Source organism: Bradyrhizobium manausense, assembly GCF_018131105.1.
In the GTDB taxonomy this organism is placed as follows: domain Bacteria; phylum Pseudomonadota; class Alphaproteobacteria; order Rhizobiales; family Xanthobacteraceae; genus Bradyrhizobium; species Bradyrhizobium manausense_B.
The window spans coordinates 2,836,261-2,854,001 of sequence record NZ_JAFCJI010000001.1 but is presented as its reverse complement, the minus strand read 5'-3'; the positions used below and the strand labels follow the sequence as shown (position 1 = coordinate 2,854,001).

The following is a 17,741-nucleotide window of genomic DNA, read 5'->3' as shown; positions in this document are numbered from 1 at the left end:
ATGCTTCAGCTCACACAAAAAAGCCGGCGTTGCCGCCGGCTTTTCGTCTCTTGTCGATCCGCCAATTCGCGGGCCGCGAAAGCCCTTGGCTCAGTGCGCGGCTTCCAGCGCGGCCTGTTCGGCCCTTGCAATCGTGCCCTTGACCGCGGACTGCACCTTCTCGAAGGCGCGGACCTCGATCTGGCGGACGCGCTCGCGCGACACGCCGAACTCGGCGGCAAGGTCTTCCAGCGTCATCGGCTCATCGGCGAGGCGACGGGCCTCGAAGATGCGGCGTTCGCGCGGGTTGAGCACACCCATGGCGCCCGTGAGGGCGTCGCGGCGGTGATCATATTCCTCGTGCTCGGCCAGCATGGCTTCCTGGTTGGGCGAATTGTCGACCAGCCAATCCTGCCATTCGCCGGCCTCGCCGTCGTCGCGGATCGGTGCGTTGAGCGACGCGTCGCCACCGAGGCGGCGGTTCATGTCGATCACGTCCTGGGCCGTGACGCCGAGGCGCTTGGCAATGATCTTCACCTGGTCGGGGCGGAGATCGCCTTCGTCCAGCGCGTTGATCTTGCTCTTCGCCTTGCGCAGGTTGAAGAACAGCTTCTTCTGGTTCGCGGTGGTGCCCATCTTCACGAGCGACCAGGAACGCAGGATGTACTCTTGAATCGACGCCTTGATCCACCACATCGCGTAGGTGGCGAGACGGAAGCCCTTCTCGGGCTCGAAACGCTTCACCGCCTGCATCAGGCCGACATTGCCTTCCGAGACGACCTCGGAGATCGGCAAGCCGTAGCCGCGATAGCCCATGGCGATCTTGGCCACGAGCCGGAGATGGCTGGTGACGAGTTGGTGTGCAGCGTCGCGATCATCGTGTTCGCGCCAACGCTTGGCGAGCATGTATTCCTGCTGGGGTTCCAGCATCGGGAACTTGCGGATTTCGCCGAGGTAGCGGGAGAGGCCGGATTCTCCATTGAGGACCGGCAAAGCAGCGGTACGGGCCATTGATAAGCCCTCCAAAGGTTCAGGCCCCCGATAGCGGCGGGCCAGGCAGACGACCGCTTTGTCAAAGCCGGCCGGGCTGCGATGTTCCGTTGGTCATTTCCAACGCAGGCGCAATATACCCCATGGGGGGTCAAAAAGGGAAGGATTGCTGACGTCACGTCCCCGTGTGGCAGCTATAACTTTTTGTAAGGTAAGGCTTTTCTCAAAGCCCCTGCGTCATAGCGCCGCTTTCAGGGCGCTCTCCAGGAGAAGCAAATCCTCCGGCAGACCCGCCTCCCAGTGAAGAAGTTCTCCGGTCCTGGGGTGCTCGAGTACCAGCAGATAAGCATGCAAGGCCTGCCGTCCGAGCGCCGTCAAAGCGGCCTGCGAGTCGGGCCCGAGCTGGTTCGCCTTGGTCTTGAAATGCGGGCCATAGACCGCGTCGCCCATCAGAGGATGGCCGATATGGGAGAGGTGGACGCGGATCTGGTGGGTACGCCCGGTCTCGAGCTCGCACGCGAGCAGCGCCGCCACCGGCTTGCCGTCGCGCCCATTAAAACTCTCCAAAAGCTCCCAATGCGTCACCGCCTCGCGGCCGCCCTGGCGGACCGCCATCTTCTCCCGCGCATGTGGATGGCGGTCGATCGGCGCATCGACCGTGCCGCGATGCCGGCCGGGCAGTCCCCAGGCGAACGCCATATAGCCGCGCCGCATCGGCCCGGTGCGGCCGTGATCGGCGAATTGAGCGGTGAGCGAGGCGTGCGCGAGATCGTTCTTGGCGACCACCATCAGCCCGGTGGTGTCCTTGTCGAGCCGGTGCACGATGCCGGGCCGGCGCACCCCGCCGATGCCCGACAGCGAAGTGCCGCAATGGGCGATCAGCGCGTTCACCAGGGTGCCGGTCTCGTGTCCGGCCGCGGGATGCACCACGAGGCCCTTGGGCTTGTTGATGACGATGATGTCGTCGTCCTCGAACACGATATCCAGTGCGATATTTTCGCCCTTGGGCTCGGGCGGGACGGCCTCCGGCACGTCGATTATGATCGTGTCGCCTGAGGCGACGTGGTAAGCGGGGTCGCGGATCTCAGCCGCCTTGAGGCTCACCGCGCCTGCCAGAATCAGGGCCTTGAGCCTTGATCGCGACAGGTCCGGCAGGCGTGCTGCCAGCACGCGGTCGAGCCGGGCCGAGCCCTCGTCGCCTTCGACCACGACTTCCAACCTTTGCGCTGAACCTGGGCTTTCCATGACGACGTCTGACACTGCTGTTCCCGAACAGACCCCCGAGCAGGCCGCGCTGTTCGCGCGGGTGCGGCGGATGATGCTGATCGCGGGGTTGACCACGGCGCTGGCCGTCTGCGCCGTCCTGATCGCGGTGGGCTACCGCCTTTTCAAGTCGGAGGGAAGGGCGGCTGGTCCGTTGAGCGACGTCACCGCCACCCTCCCGAAGGGCGCCAAAATCGTCTCCACCGGCGTCGCCGGCGACCGGCTGGTGGTCACGCTCGATATCGGCGGCGTCACCGAGATCCACACCTTCGACGCCCACACCTTGAAGCCGGCTGGAAAGCTCAAATTTGCCAATGAGCCATAAAAGGCGGGTCGCAGTCCTTGCGGCCGACAAATTTCGAGGCTATTGGCTAGCCCTCACGCTCCCTTCGTCTAGCGGTTAGGACGCGGCCCTCTCAAGGCTGAAACAGGGGTTCGATTCCCCTAGGGAGCGCCAATAAAATCAATGACTTAGCAGGATTTGGCAAAAGTCGTCAAATATCCGTCAAATAAGCGATTGCGGACGGCTATGAACGTTTGTGGTCACTTGCCGAGATCCGCCCCCTGACGCCGCCGGCCTGCACTGACATCTATCCCCGCTCCAGAGGCTGTCAGCGTCTAGCTGAATCACTGACTCACCTCACGAAGAGGGAGTTCAGCGCCGTGCTGTGTCGGGCACATCGCAGGGGAGAATTTGACAAACGGTCTTTATAGCCGGCTGGCCGAAGACCAATGTCGTTGCGCGCCATGTCGGCTGGCCCGTCAAATCGACTGCTGAGAAGCCCAATTGCACTTTGGTCGCGCAATAGCTTTGCCTATAGACCATAGCCGAACTTCGAAGAGTGGAATTTGCGACGACAATGGCGACAAAGAACGTCAGGCTGTATGTCGGAAGGAAACAGGTTTGATTCTGTGAGAGCGCTAATGCAGGTGGGGCAAGCGACCGCGTTTGACCGAACGGAGGAGCGCTGAATGAGCCTCCTCGAAGACCTTAAACCCGGCGCGTCGATCCGCGGTGTTTTACCCAACGGTATAGTGACGGTGGTGAACGTCCAGTGGTTCGGATCGGACGCGATCGAGCTAACCTACAAGGACGCGGAGGGCAAGGTCGGCAACGAGTTGCTCTACCGGGACCGCGAAAGCGATCTTGAAATTGTCGAGGAAGGGCGGCCCTGGAGCTTCGACGGGGACGGAGCGCTGTTCCGGCTGGTGTCCGAGGCTCAGCGCATCCACCTCGCTCATCTGTTCGACCCGGTGCTGGCGGTTCACACCTCGGTGGTCGAGCCACTGCCCCACCAGATCACGGCGGTCTACGAGAGTATGTTGCCTCGTCAGCCCTTGCGATTCCTGCTTGCTGACGATCCGGGCGCCGGCAAGACGATCATGGCCGGGCTACTCATCAAGGAGCTGATCGCCCGTGGCGACTTGCAACGTTGTCTCGTCGTCTGCCCGGGGAGTCTGGCTGAGCAGTGGCAGGACGAGCTTTATCGCCGCTTCAACTTGCCGTTCGATATCCTGACCAACGACAAGCTGGAGGCGGCGCGCACGGGTAACTGGTTCCTTGAGACCAACCTTGCTATTGCGCGGCTCGACAAGCTCGCCCGTAACGAGGACGTCCAGCTCAAGCTGCAGGCACCCGATTGTCGCTGGGACCTCGTCGTGGTCGATGAGGCGCACAAGCTCTCGGCGACCTTCTTCGGCGGCGAGGTCAAGTACACCAAGCGCTATCGGCTGGGGCAGCTCCTCTCGCAGCTCACGCGCCACTTCCTGCTGATGACGGCGACGCCGCACAACGGCAAGGAGGAGGACTTCCAGCTCTTCATGGCGCTCCTCGACGGCGACCGCTTCGAGGGCAAGTTCCGCGACGGGGTGCATGTAGCCGACGTCTCAGACCTGATGCGGCGCATGGTGAAGGAGAATCTGCTGAAATTCGACGCGACGCCGCTCTTCCCCGAGCGCGTCGCCTACACCGTACCCTATAGGCTCTCGGACGCCGAGGCTGCGCTTTATAAGGCCGTTACCGACTACGTGCGCGAAGAGTTCAATCGCGCCGAGGCGCTGGAGAACGACAAGCGCGCAGGAACGGTCGGCTTCGCGCTGACCATCCTTCAGCGCCGTCTCGCCTCGTCCCCGGAGGCGATCTATCAGTCGCTGCGGCGCAGGCGAGAACGGCTCGAAAGCCGGCTGCGGGAGCTGGAGGTTCTGCACCGCGGTGGCCAGATCGGCGGCGTGTTCGACACCCGGACGCCTTTGCTCGATCGCGAAGAGGTGGAGGATCTAGACGACGCGCCCGACGCCGAACTGGAAGAGACCGAGGAGCAGGTTGTCGACCAGGCCACGGCGGCGCGCTCGATAGAGGAGCTGCGCATCGAGATAGAGACGCTGAAGCGCCTCGAAGCGCTCGCGCTGTCGATCCGGCGGAGCGGCGAAGACAAGAAGTGGCGCGAGCTGGCGACCCTGCTCGGCGAAATCTTCACCCCTGCTTCGATCAGCAACCACCTCGCAGAAGAAGCCGGTTCCTACGACGCGGGTGTGCCAGAGCCGCCGAAGCCGACGCCCTCGCCGCATCAGAAGCTGGTCATCTTCACCGAGCATCGCGACACGCTGAACTACCTGCAATCAAGGATCGGGACACTGCTCGGACGAGCTCAGGCGGTCGTCGCCATCCACGGCGGCATGGGCCGAGAGGAGCGCATGAATGCGCAGGAAGCCTTTCGGCACGATCCCGAAGTCCAGGTGCTGCTGGCGACCGACGCTGCTGGCGAAGGCATCAATCTTCAGCGCGCCCATCTGATGGTGAACTACGATCTGCCCTGGAATCCGAACCGGTTGGAGCAGCGCTTTGGGCGCATTCATCGTATCGGCCAGACCGAGGTCTGCCATCTCTGGAATCTGGTGGCGGAAGAGACCCGCGAGGGCGATGTCTATCACAAACTGTTGGACAAGCTGGCGCAGGCGCGCAGCGCGCTCGGCGGCCAGGTCTTCGACGTGCTCGGCAAAGTGCAGTTCGAAGGCCGCTCGCTCCGCGAACTGCTGATAGACGCGATCCGCTACGGCGATCAGCCAGAGGTCCGGGCGCGGCTGACGAAGGTGGTCGAGAACGCTTTCGACAAGAACTCCTTGCGGGAGTTGCTCGAAGACCGCGCGCTGGCACACGATTCCATGGACGCCTCGCGCGTCTACCATATTCGTGAGGAAATGGAGCGGGCCGAGGCGCGCCGGCTCCAGCCGCACTACGTCGAGTCCTTCTTCCTCGAAGCCTTCAAGCGTCTGGGTGGCGCCGTTCGGCAGCGTGAGCCCCGACGCTACGAGATCACCCATGTCCCGGCACCGGTGCGCAATCGCGATCGCTTGATCGGCTTCGGTGAACCGGTGATGCCGCGCTATGAGCGCATCGCCTTTGAGAAGGCGCTGGTGGCGCCGCAGGGACAGCCTCTGGCGGCGTTCGTCTGTCCGGGCCATCCGCTGTTGAATGCCGTCATCGACATGAGCCTGGAACGCTACCGCGACCTGTTGCGGCGGGGCGCGGTGCTCGTTGACGAGCGCGATCAAGACACAAGCCCGCGCGTGCTGTTTTTCCTCGAACACGCGATCCAGGACGCGAGCCTCACCAAGTCCGGCGAACGCCGCGTCGTCTCCAAGCGATTGCTGTTCGTGGAGATCGACTCCAAGGGCACAGCGCGGCATCTCAACTATGCGCCCTATCTCGACTATCGCCCGCTCGCCGAGGGCGAGCCGACGGCAGAGGTGATCCTCGCGCGCGCCGAGGCCTCATGGATTGGACGCGACCTCGAAAGCAAGGCACAGGCGCACGCCATTGCCCAAGTGGTGCCGGAGCACTTGGCCGAGGTCCGCGACCGCAAACTCGCGCTGCTCGACAAGACCGAGGCGGCAGTCAAGGACCGCTTGACCAAAGAGATCAACTACTGGGACTTCCGGGCCGAGCAGCTCAAGGAACAGGAACGCTCCGGCAAGGCCAATGCGCGGCTGAATTCGGGTGAGGCGCGAAAGCGGGCGGACGAGCTACAGGCTCGCCTGCAAAAGCGCACGGAAGAGATCAAACGCGAGCGCCAGTTGGCGCCGCTGCCGCCAGTGGTGCTCGGCGGCCTGCTGGTGGCGCCTATCGGGTTGATCTGTGCGATGGGCGGGCAACCGCAGATGTCGGTCCATGTCGTGGTTGATACCCAAGCTGTGGCCGCGCGGGCCCGGGAGATCGTGATGGAGATCGAGCGCGGTCTCGGCTTCGTCCCGACTGATCGGGAGTTCGAGAAGCTCGGCTACGACATCGAGAGCGCCATCCCCGGCACGGGCCGCCTGCGCTTCATCGAGGTGAAGGGTCGCGTCATGGGAGCGGACACCGTTACCGTGACGAAGAACGAGATCCTTTATTCGCTCAACAAACCTGACGATTTCATCCTGGCTATGGTTGCGTTCGGCGCAGACGGGGCGCACGAGGTCCACTATTTGCGGAGACCGTTTGGCCAAGAGCCGGATTTCGGAGTGACGAGCGTCAACTATGAATTCTCAGAATTGCTAAGGCGTGCGGAGATGCCTCGATGAAACTTTCACGGGTCGAAATCACGCACTTCCGTTGCTTTGAGTCGCTGCCGATTGCTCTGCAACCGGACGTCAATATCATCGTGGGAGCGAATGGGGCCGGCAAGAGCAGCGTCCTCGACGCGATCGCTATCGCTCTCTATGAGATCGTTGCGGCGAACGGCGCCGGCGGTCAACGCCAGCGGACGCAGCAAAATGCTACCCTCAAGCCGACCGACATTTATATCGACCGGAATGCTGCGGATCCATCTGTTGGCAGGAAGCCCTTTGTGCAAGTTCGCGCACAAGCGACGGACTTCTATGCCGTCGGCGAGTTTGCGGCGCGAACACTCATCCCAGACGATTCCGCACCGATGTTGGAATGGTCTCAACACATCGTTTTCACTCCACCAAATAGTTTCAGCTATGCATCCAGCACTTCGGAGCAGCTGTCTCAGTTGGCCAGATATTTCCGCGCCGTGTGGCAGGAAATAAATACGAGCGGTCCGCAAGCGCTCATCCCTCTTCCTGCAGTTGCATATTACCGCGCGCGCCGTCGCATCAACGGAATGCCGGAACTCAGCGGAATTTTCAAAGGTGCGCAAGGAAGAGTCGAGGCGTATGTCAACGCGATGGATGCGGGCGAGAGTTTCGCCTCGATGTGTCAGTGGCTCTATCTGCGTGAAAATGAGGAGCTGCGAGCGCGCGCAAGCAATAAAGCCGCGAAGGCAGCCGAACTTCCTGATCTCCACGCTGTCCGAGAGGTGTTGAAGAAGTCGATCGCCGGCGTGGAGCGCGTCTATTTCGACGGCAACCCGCCGCGCTTGATGGTAGATCTCGGGTCGCAGGATGGCGAGCATCAAGCCATGGAGCTGGGCCAGCTCAGCGATGGCTATCGCAATCTTCTGGCATTATTCCTCGATTTTGCGCGCCGGCTCGTGCAAGCTAATCCGACTTGGCCCAACCCGCTTGAGGCGCCCGGTATTCTCCTCATCGACGAGATCGAATTGCACTTGCATCCCCGATGGCAGCAGACCGTTATTCCCAGCCTCAGGTCCGCCTTTCCCAACACGCAGCTCATCATCACCACGCACAGTCCCGCTGTGCTGACGACGGTGCGCCGAGAACATATTCACCTCCTCACCTCGGAGCACGAGTTCGAAAGCCTGCCGGACGATGTCGGCACATACGGCGCCGAAAACTCGAGGGTTCTCGCTGAAGTGTTCGGAACCCACGCGCGGCCACCGAGTGTCGATACTACCCAGAAATTGCAGCGCTATCTGCGTTTAGTCGAAGAGCGCAAGCAAGACGGCGACGAGGCTCGCGCCTTGCGAGCGGAATTGGAAGATGCGCTCGGGAAGAGCGATCCTGATCTACGTCGCGCCGACCTGCGAGTTCGGCAGATTGAGGCGCTGGGAAAAAAATGAAGACGATCATCCGTTCTGCCGAGCCAGCTTGCCTTGCCGGCCAGCCTCATGGCCAAGACTGGTACACGTTCATGCGGACCCAGTGTCATGGCGATTTGCGCCAAAACCTGCGGCAGGAGCAGAAAGGTCTCTGTTGCTACTGCGAATCGGAGGTCGAAGATGGCGACGGGCATGTCGAACATATGGAACCGCGCAGTCGCAATCAGGCTCGGACGTACGACTATTCGAATCTCGCGATCTCCTGCAACGGGGGGCACACCGAGCACTGCGGCCATTACAAGGACAATAAGTCGGGTCGTTCCTGGGATGCGACGCGCTTTCTACCACCACACGACCCTGAAACCGCGGAGTTGTTCGATTATCTCCTGGATGGAAGCGTTCAATCTACGGACAAAGATCCAAGCAAAGCCTCTTACCTGATCGCCTATTTAGGCTTGGACTGCTCCCGCCTTACTGACCGTAGACGCGCGCACGCGCGGAATTTGATTGATACTCTGGGCGATCAACCGGATCAGGATTTGGTCGATTGGCTCCGGCAAGAATATCTGCAGGCAGATGCGAATGACCGGCTGAAGCAATTCTACTCTCTTTCCAAGCAGATACTCGAACCATGACGCGTACCAGACGAAAGCTTATCGAAGTCGCGTTGCCGCTGGATGCGATCAACGCTGCCTCGGCTCGTGAGAAGTCTATACGGCACGGGCATCCGAGTACGCTGCATCTGTGGTGGGCCAGACGGCCGCTCGCGGCGGCGCGCGCCGTGATCTTCGCGCAGATGGTGGACGATCCTTCCTCTTTTCCTGACCTGTTCCCGACCGAGAAGGCGCAGGAGAAGGAGCGTGATCGGCTCTTCGAAATCATCAAGGAACTTGTGAGGTGGGAGAGCACCACCAACGACGCGATTCTTCAGAAGGCGCGGGACGAAATCTGGCAGAGCTGGCGGCGCGCCTGCGCCGACAACGCCCACGATCCGCGTGCCCACGAATTGTTCGACCGGCATAAGCTCCCCGCCTTTCACGATCCTTTCGCCGGCGGTGGCGCTTTGCCGTTGGAGGCGCAACGGCTGGGGCTGGAGTCTTACGCCAGCGATCTAAATCCGGTGGCGGTGTTGATCAACAAGGCCATGATCGAGATCCCGCCGAAATTCGCCGGGATGTCGCCCGTAAACCCGGTGGCAAGAGCGGAATTGGGGCGGGGCGGTCGATGGAATGCGACCGGCGCTCACGGGCTCGCTGAAGACGTGCGCTACTACGGCCAGTGGATACGCAACGAAGCCGAAAAGCGCATTGGTAGTCTCTATCCGAAGGTCGAGATCACCGCCGCAATGGCGATCGAGCGGCCAGATCTGAAGTCGTATGTAGGCCAGAAACTCACCGTCGTGGCGTGGCTCTGGGCGCGGACGGTGAAGAGCCCGAACCCGGCCTTCTCGAACGTAGAGGTGCCGCTCGTTTCAAGTTTCATTCTGTCGCCGATGGCCGGCAAAGAAGCCTATGTCGAGCCGGTGATTGAAGGTAGCTCCTATCGGTTCACCGTGAAGGTTGGTAAACTGAAAGATGCAGAAGCGGCAAAAAGTGGGACGAAGCTTTCGCGCGGAGCGAATTTTCGCTGCGTGATGTCGGGGTCGCCGATTGCGCCTGACTACATCTATAGTGAAGCGAACGCCGGTCGAATGGGCGCGCGGCTTATGGCTATAGTTGCTGAGGGCGAGCGCGGAAGGGTTTATTTGGGGCCAACGCCAGAGCACGAGGTGGTGGCTTTGACGGCAAAACCAGATTGGAAACCCGATGTTCCGATGCCCAAGAACCCTCGTTGGTTCTCGCCACCTCTCTACGGCCTTACCACCTACGGCGATCTTTTTACCGATCGCCAGCTAGTAGCCCTGGCAACTTTCTCCCAGCTTGTCGCTGAGGCACGCGACGAAGTTCGTCGTGACGCACTCTCCGCCGGCTTATCCGATGACAATAAGGCTCTGCGCGATGGGGGGAGTGGAGCTGCCGCCTATGGCGATGCAGTCGCCGTCTATTTAGGTTTCCTGGTCAGTAAGTTGGCGGACAAAGGATCGACGCTTTGCACGTGGGATGCGGGTCCTGCTTCAAACCGCACGGCGTCAGGCCGATCAGCCCGTGTCGCGACAGTTCGGGTTACCTTTGGACGTCACGCGCTGCCTATGACGTGGGACTATGCAGAAGTGAACTTCTTCAGCGAGTCTGTCGGTGGACTCGAGACTGTTTTGAAGACGCTTAGTGTACCGCTGATGTATTTATTGCCAAGTCAACGTAAGGGGCAAGCTCAGCAAGCTGACGCGCAATCCCAGGAATTCTCGAAGGATGCTGTCGTTTCCAGTGACCCGCCTTACTATGACAATATTGGGTACGCCGATCTATCGGACTTCTTTTACGTTTGGCTCCGGCAATCGTTACGCCCAATTTTCCCCGATCTCTTCGCAACGCTCGCGGTGCCAAAGGCCGAGGAGTTGGTCGCCACGCCGTATCGGCATGGCGGAAAGGAAAAGGCAGAGAGCTTCTTCCTCGACGGCATGACCGAGGCGATGCACCGTCTCGCGGAACAGGCTCATCCAGCCTTTCCCGTCACCATCTACTATGCCTTCAAGCAATCGGAGACCGAGAGCGCCGAGGGCACGGCGAGCACGGGCTGGGAGACCTTCCTGGACGCTGTAATCCGAGCGGGGTTTGGCATCAGTGGCACTTGGCCAATACGCACAGAGCTGAGCAGCCGCATGATTGGTTCAGGGACGAATGCGTTGGCCTCGAGCATCGTTCTTGTCTGCCGTCCACGGGATGCCGCTGCACCATCCGCCACGCGCCGGGAGTTCGTTGCGGCCCTAAAAGCGGAGTTGCCTGCGGCGCTGCGCCATCTCCAAGCGGGCAACATCGCACCCGTTGACCTCGCTCAGGCGGCAATCGGACCCGGCATGGCTGTCTATACCCGCTATACCAAAGTGCTCGACGCTGAAGGCAGATCTGTTTCCGTGCGTGAGGCGCTCGCGTTGGTCAACGAGACGCTTGATGAGGTCTTGGCCGACCAGGAAGGGGACTTCGACGCCGACAGCCGTTGGGCGCTGGCCTGGTTTGAGCAGGTCGGCTTCAACGACGGTGAATACGGGGTCGCCGAGACGCTCAGCAAGGCAAAGAACACGTCCGTCGGCGGTCTCGCCACGTCGGGCATCCTCGACTCACGGCGCGGCAAGGTACGGCTGCTGAGGCCGGACGAATTGCCCGCCAACTGGGATCCGGCGACCGACCCGCGCCTGACCTCCTGGGAACTGGTGCATCATCTCATCCGTGTACTTGGTAGTGGCGGCGAGAGGGCAGCAGCCGAGTTGGTCGCTAAGCTTGGCGCCCGCGCAGAGACAGCGCGGGAGCTTGCCTACCGGCTCTATACGATCTGCGAGCGCAAGAAGCGCGCTACTGAGGCGCTCAGCTACAACGGCTTGGTTCAGAGCTGGCCCGAGATCGTCCGCCTGGCTCAAGAGGGGACCAAGTCGCCGGCAGTGGAACCAGACCTTTTCAAGGTGGGGGAGCGCTGATCCATGGCCATGACCAATCAGGAGCGTGTCGGCAAAGCGATGGACCTCCTTCGAGCGGGCCTCGCCCCGTTCGTGGAGCGTGAGGTGCAATCCGCCGTGAAGACGGGAACCGTGCGGATGGATGCGGTGCGGCGCTTCGCGGAAGACCCGATGCTGGGCAACAAGCCCATCCCGCAGTGGGATGTCGCTGGCCTGCTGAAGTTGATGTGGGAAACCTGGAATGACGTATTCAAGCGCACGCTGGGTTTCGCCGAGCGCAGCTTGGTGAGCGAGTTGCGGAATGTCCGCAACAAATGGGCGCACCAGAATCCGTTCTCCAGTGACGATGCGGACCGGGCGCTCGATTCAATGGGACGATTGCTCGCGGCGGTCTCAGCGCCCCAAGCCGACGAGGTCGGGAAGATGAAGATGGAGCTGCGCCGGCTCATCTTCGACGAGCAGGTGCGTGGCGAAAAGCGTAAGGCCGGTGGCTCGCTGATTGAACCCGCGGCGGCAGGCAACCTGAAGCCCTGGCGAGACGTCGTGACGCCCCATGCCGACGTCGCCAGCGGCCGCTATCAGCAGGCTGAGTTCGCTGCTGACCTATGGCAGGTGCATCTCGGCGAAGGGAGTGACGAATATCGCAAGCCGGCTGAGTTCTTCCGCCGCACCTTCCTGACGGAGAGTCTGAAACAGCTTCTGGTCGGCGGCGTGCAGCGCCTGTCCGGCGAGGGCGGCGATCCGGTTGTGCAGCTCCAGACCAATTTCGGCGGCGGCAAAACCCACTCAATGCTGGCGCTCTACCATCTCTTCAGTGGTGCGGCGCCTGGTGAACTTGCCGGGATCGACGCGGTGCTCGCCGAGGCGGGTGTGCAATCGCTTGCCAAGGCCCGGCGCGTCGTGCTTGTTGGCAACAAGATCTCGCCCGGCAACCCCGTCACCAAGCCGGATGGCACGGTGGTGCGGACACTATGGGGCGAGCTGGCCTATCAGCTCGGCGGCGCCAAAGCTTTTGCACGCATCGCGAAGGACGATGAGAAGGCGACCAGCCCTGGTGACGTGCTGCGGGAGCTGTTCGTTGAATACGGGCCGTGCCTCGTGCTGGTGGACGAATGGGTGGCCTACGCGCGCCAGCTCCATGACCAAAGCGATCTTCCGGCTGGCGGTTTCGAGACGCAGTTCACCTTTGCGCAGGCGTTAACCGAATCGGCAAAGCTCGCCAGGAACTGCTTGTTGGTCGTCTCTCTGCCGGCATCCGACACGGCTGGCTCGCCAAACACGCAAGCCGACGACGTGGAGGTCGGCGGCATTCGCGGCCGCGAGGCGCTCGACCGCCTGCGCAACGTCGTCGGACGTGTCGAGTCATCGTGGCGGCCCGCGACTGCGGAAGAAGGCTTTGAGATTGTGCGGCGTCGGCTCTTCGAGCCGATCGCGGGCGATATGTTCAAGCAGCGCGATCTGACTGCCAGGGCCTTCGCCGATCTCTATCAAGCGCAAGCGGCGGAGTTCCCGCCGGAGTGCCGGGCCGGCGACTACGAACGGCGCATCCAGGCCGCTTATCCAATCCACCCGGAGATTTTCGACCGGCTTTACACTGACTGGTCGACGCTTGTGAAATTCCAGCGCACGCGCGGCGTGCTGCGCTTGATGGCAGCGGTGATCCATAGCCTATGGGAGAAGGGCGACCGTAGCCCGCTTATCCTCCCGTCGACGATCCCGATCGACGATCCCCGCGTGCAGTTTGAGCTGACGCGCTACCTCTCGGACAACTGGGTGCCGATCATCGAAAAGGATGTCGACGGCCCCAATTCGCTCCCGCTGCGGATCGATGGCGAAGTGCCTAACCTCGGCAAGCTGTCGGCGACGCGGCGCGTGGCGCGCACGATCTATCTGGGTTCGGCTCCGACAACAGCGGCCGCTCATCGTGCGCTCGAGGATCGGCGCGTCAAGCTCGGCTGCGTAATGCCGGGCGAGACCCCCGCTGTTTTCGGCGATGCGCTGCGCCGGCTCGCTTCGACCGCCACCTATCTCTATCAGGATGGACCGCGCGCTTGGTACGCCACCCAGCCGACAGTGACGAAGCTTGCGGAGGACCGCGCCGAGCAGCTCAAGCGCGACCCGGATAAGGTCGCCGAGGAGATAGAGGCGCGGCTACGCACTGACCTCAAGCGCACCGGCGATTTCTCTCGCATCCATCCAATGCCCCGGTCTGGCGCGGACGTGCCCGACGATTACGATGCGCGCCTTGTGGTTCTGCCGGCCGAACACGGCTACACCAAGGAGAGCGGCAATGCTGCCGAGATCGCGGCGAAGGCGATTATCGAGTCGCGAGGCAACGCGCCGCGGCTTTATCAGAACACGCTGGTCTTTCTTGCCGCCGATAAAGTGCGGCTACAGGATCTCGACGAGGCCCTGCGCAGGTATCTGGCTTGGTCTTCGATCGTTGACGAGGTGAAAGAGCTAAACCTCGATGAGCACCAAAGAAGACAGGCCGAAACCCAGAAGCAGGCCGCCGACGGCGCGGTGACGGCGCGTCTGCCTGAAACCTATCAATGGATCCTTGTCCCAGAGCAATTGACGCCGCAGGCGTCGGTCGTTTGGCAGGCTTCCCGGCTCACCGGCAGCGATGCATTAGCGGTCAGGGCGAGCAAGAAGCTGCGCAGCGATGAGCTGCTGATCGCAAGCCTCGGCTCGACAATTCTACGCAAGCATCTCGATGACGTTCCGTTGTGGCGCGGCGACCATGTCGCTGTGAAACAGCTCATCGATGATTTCGCGCGCTACCTCTATCTGCCTCGTCTTGCTGGTCCTGAGGTTCTGGTGCAGGCCATCCGGGACGGGCTGGCGCTGCTGACTTGGCGTGCTGATACGTTCGGCTATGCAGAGAGCTACGATGAGGCGGCGTCTCGCTATCGCGGATTGAACGGTGGCCGCGGCCTCAACATCTCGGCCGACAGTCCGGGTTTCCTCATCAAGCCTGACGTAGCCAGCAAGCAATTGGACGCTGAGACGCCGTCACCGGCTGGTCCGGGTCCCACTCCCGGCCCGAGCGGTGGAGGAGCGGATCCTCGTCCCGGTCCGGGCGGAACAATTCCTACGCCGGCAGCCGCTCCGCAGCTTCGGCGTTTTCATGGATCGGTGCGGTTGGATTCGACTCGCGTTGGGCGTGATGCTAGCCGCATCGCTGACGAGGTGATCGCTCATCTCGCCGGACAGATGGGGGCGGATGTCACTGTAACCATCGAGATCGAGGCCAAGCTCCCCAACGGAGCCTCGGATCAGCTTGTGCGCACTGTCATCGAGAACAGTCGTACCCTGAAATTCGATAATCAGGGTTTCGAAACGGAGTAGCCCAAGGGACCGAGAATAGCCTACTGCAGCAGCGCCTAGCCAAGAGTGTCAACGGGAGACATCAGTTACCCGTTTGTCTAGCCACCCGCTGGCCCATTTTGTTCAGGGCCCAATGCGAGCTGTAATCAGTACAATTTAATGCCCGCGAGCGTCGGCTCGGCTAAAGCGAAGATTAAGCGACCAAGGTCATAAACGGCTCCGCGTGGAGACCAATGGTCCACCCTATGGTACGTGTCGCCACGCCGGCCTTCGATCAACCATTGCGTACCGTCAAGTCCGATTCTCTCGTCAGTGGGATCAAGTGCCCAAAAGCCCGAGATCGTCAGAGCGCTCTGCAGCTTCTCCCAGCCGTCTGGCGACAGCGTTCCTGAGACAACAGGCTCCTCACGGTACAAGCGTGAGCGGCCCAGAACACGGGAACGTAGTTCAACCAAGCCGCCTCGCCGCTCGATATGAACAAACGCAGCTCCATTGAAGCTACTCGTCCAGAGGAATCGATAAGCCTCGGAGTTCGTCTCTCGAAACCGACATATCGGCGGTTCGTCCCTGAGAAAGTCCGATTGCACCCGGCAACAGTCGAAGCGATGTGGTTCGATCCCAAAGCCTTGTTTTGGTGAGGTCCTTTCAAAAGGGCAGGGGTTCGGAAGTTTCATTCACAATGCTCTTGCTTGACGCGGCCGAGGCTTATCGTCTGGTTACGCGTAACCACTGTTTGAATGAGGTACAAATAGGACCATCTCGTCCGAGCGTCTGCTGGAGTGCGAACCGGGCTCAAGCGGCAAAGCTGCCATGCCGAGCGAGGCTTTGGGCCCTCAAGAACAGTGAAAGCTCCACGCGTCGTCCGCGAGAGACGCCCCTGACCGGGTGTTAATGCTTACCGGGGCCAATTCCCGCGCCATCCGTCCTTACGGAGCGGAACTACCCGGCCAAGGGCGTGTAAGCACGATATTTCGCTGCAACGAGGTGATCAAGGCTTTGCCGCGTCGCCAGCGATCCTTTGAAGAGACTATTGGGTGAGAACGCCACTCCGTGCTCCTCGATCTGTAGGACACAGCGCAAACATGGCCGTGCAGGCTGGTTACGCTGCCGCCATACGACCGCGGTTGTGAGGCGCGACGGTCACCCTGCGCTCCCCGACCCATTCCGACGCCATTCCGCGGGCGCAGCGTTTATCAGGGCAAAACGGCGCGCATGGATGATATGGGCTTCATTTGCGCTGAGCATATCGGTTTCGAGCTTATAGACGCGGGCGGCCTGGCCTCTCTCTACAGAGTCCAAAAATTCCGGGTATCGCTTCATCCAGTTGTGAACGGTTGCGCGGGCGATATCCATTGCGCCGGCCGCGGCGGTGAGGGAGAGGCCCTGAGACATCAAGCGATACACGACGTTCCCGATTTCCGGGCTGTAATTGGTCGGTCGGCCACGCCGTGCTTTGTTGGTCATCACCAGACCCCTGTCGCGAATAGCCGCGAACAATGACACGTTACGTTCGGATACGGCCCTATGGAGAAAACGAACCGAACGTAACGTTCCGTGCCGCTGCGTCAGGTATGGTCCACGCGCCACCGGCCGCCGCTTTCTCGGACGAGCTGCTTATCGCGCAATGCCTTCCGCAGGTCCAGCAAATCGGCCCTGCGCCGTTCGCCTAATCCGGCCTGTCGCGCCTGCTCATTCCATTCCTCAAGGGTCAGGCCTCGATCGCTGGCGTCGTACAGGATGCGGTAGAAGGTCTGCTGATTGGGCGTCAGCCGAACCGAATCTGAACCGCCAGACCCGATTTCGACGGTTTTCTGGCTCACGATGTTAACCGTCACAGGGTCGCCATCTTCATCAACGCCGAGCTCGATGGTTTCCGACCGGAAGGAGAGCAGAGGGCCCTCGGGCCGATCGTTAGCTTTGGTTACGGTCGCGGTCTTCACCTGCTCGCCCGATATTTCCACCATGACGTCCACGTCACCATAGCTAGCATTGGAGCCGCGCATGCCCCGCGCTTCGTCCTTGCCGGTGTGACCCACAATCGCGACATGGACCCCCGTGGCATTCTTGATGCGTGCAAGGTTGGCAAAGCAGACGCCCTGATCCTTGGCGGAGTTTTCGTCGCCACCACCGGCTGCGATGGCCTTGGCGAAGGTGTCGATCACGATCAGGCCCACCTGGTACGGCTGGATACGTTCGTTGACGTCCTTGATGATGGCGATCACCTTGCCGACCGTACGGACATCCATGAGGTTCATGGTTTCAGGCACGACGGCCACCGGCGGATCGCTCTCGGTTGGGGGCCAGCCGGCCCGAAGCCTGCGCCGGACGAGATCCACCCGCTCGAGCGCGAAGTAGACAACGCCACAGGCCGCCTTGCTGCGATTGCCGCGCCAATCCTTCCCGCCGGCCACCGCAAGGCAGAGGTCCGCCATGAGGGCCGATTTCAGCGACCCGGGCTTGCCGACCCAAGCGGTCGTCTCCCCCTTCGCGATGATCCCTTTCAAAATCCAGTTTTTCCGCAACGCGTGGAGGCCGAACTCCGACATCAGTTCGTGGCGAAATCCAGCCCGGCTCCGTTCCTGCTGCTGGTCTTGGCGCAGCACAATCCGATCTAGCGCGGTATTGTCGAGACCATCAACATCAACGGTGTTCATCCGGCCTCCCTGGGTTCAAGCCATCCGCCATCATTT

At 61.5% G+C, this 17,741-nt stretch carries 10 protein-coding genes and 1 tRNA gene; 7 read left to right on the top strand and 4 right to left on the bottom strand.

The window, feature by feature from the left end; all coding sequences use genetic code 11:
* Positions 1 to 90: 90 nt before the first annotated feature.
* Together rpoH and JQ631_RS13580 are read right to left on the bottom strand one after the other, a co-directional pair.
* Positions 91 to 990: an RNA polymerase sigma factor RpoH gene (gene rpoH, locus JQ631_RS13585; RefSeq protein ID WP_212326845.1), complete on the bottom strand. Its 900-nt coding sequence runs from the start codon at positions 988 to 990 to the stop codon at positions 91 to 93.
* 216 nt (positions 991 to 1,206) lie between these two features.
* Complete coding sequence (locus JQ631_RS13580; RefSeq protein WP_212326843.1) at positions 1,207 to 2,214, bottom strand: RluA family pseudouridine synthase; 1,008 nt, start codon at positions 2,212 to 2,214, stop codon at positions 1,207 to 1,209.
* On the opposite strand from JQ631_RS13580, the gene JQ631_RS13575 reads away from it, so the two are divergent.
* From JQ631_RS13575 to JQ631_RS13545, 7 genes are all read left to right on the top strand, one after another.
* A complete protein-coding gene (locus JQ631_RS13575) occupies positions 2,213 to 2,557 on the top strand; it encodes a hypothetical protein (RefSeq protein WP_212326842.1) in 345 nt (114 codons plus the stop codon). The genes JQ631_RS13580 and JQ631_RS13575 overlap by 2 nt on opposite strands.
* Positions 2,558 to 2,614: 57 nt before the next feature.
* Positions 2,615 to 2,689 (top strand) — tRNA-Glu (locus tag JQ631_RS13570).
* Positions 2,690 to 3,204: 515 nt separating this feature from the next.
* Positions 3,205 to 6,792, top strand: coding sequence for a DUF8742 domain-containing protein (locus tag JQ631_RS13565; RefSeq protein ID WP_212326841.1), 3,588 nt, complete (start codon positions 3,205 to 3,207; stop codon positions 6,790 to 6,792).
* On the top strand, positions 6,789 to 8,195 hold the full coding sequence (locus JQ631_RS13560; protein ID WP_212326840.1) for an AAA family ATPase: 1,407 nt from the start codon (positions 6,789 to 6,791) through the stop codon (positions 8,193 to 8,195). The genes JQ631_RS13565 and JQ631_RS13560 overlap by 4 nt, the downstream gene beginning before the upstream one ends.
* Positions 8,192 to 8,809 carry a retron system putative HNH endonuclease gene (locus JQ631_RS13555; RefSeq protein WP_212326839.1) on the top strand — a complete coding sequence of 206 codons (618 nt, stop codon included), beginning with the start codon at positions 8,192 to 8,194 and terminating at the stop codon, positions 8,807 to 8,809. Before JQ631_RS13560 ends, JQ631_RS13555 begins: the two co-directional genes overlap by 4 nt.
* Positions 8,806 to 11,742: a DUF1156 domain-containing protein gene (locus tag JQ631_RS13550; protein WP_212326838.1), complete on the top strand. Its 2,937-nt coding sequence runs from the start codon at positions 8,806 to 8,808 to the stop codon at positions 11,740 to 11,742. Before JQ631_RS13555 ends, JQ631_RS13550 begins: the two co-directional genes overlap by 4 nt.
* Positions 11,743 to 11,745: 3 nt before the next feature.
* Positions 11,746 to 15,072: a Swt1 family HEPN domain-containing protein gene (locus JQ631_RS13545; protein ID WP_212326836.1), complete on the top strand. Its 3,327-nt coding sequence runs from the start codon at positions 11,746 to 11,748 to the stop codon at positions 15,070 to 15,072.
* Between the two features lie 1,119 nt (positions 15,073 to 16,191).
* Here the strand turns inward: JQ631_RS13545 and JQ631_RS13540 are convergent.
* The gene (locus JQ631_RS13540; RefSeq protein WP_212326834.1) at positions 16,192 to 16,515 is read right to left on the bottom strand and encodes a hypothetical protein; all 324 of its coding nucleotides are present in this window, start codon (positions 16,513 to 16,515) and stop codon (positions 16,192 to 16,194) included.
* A 101-nt stretch (positions 16,516 to 16,616) separates the two neighbouring features.
* Positions 16,617 to 17,705: an AAA family ATPase gene (locus tag JQ631_RS13535; RefSeq protein ID WP_212326832.1), complete on the bottom strand. Its 1,089-nt coding sequence runs from the start codon at positions 17,703 to 17,705 to the stop codon at positions 16,617 to 16,619.
* Positions 17,706 to 17,741 lie beyond the last annotated feature (36 nt).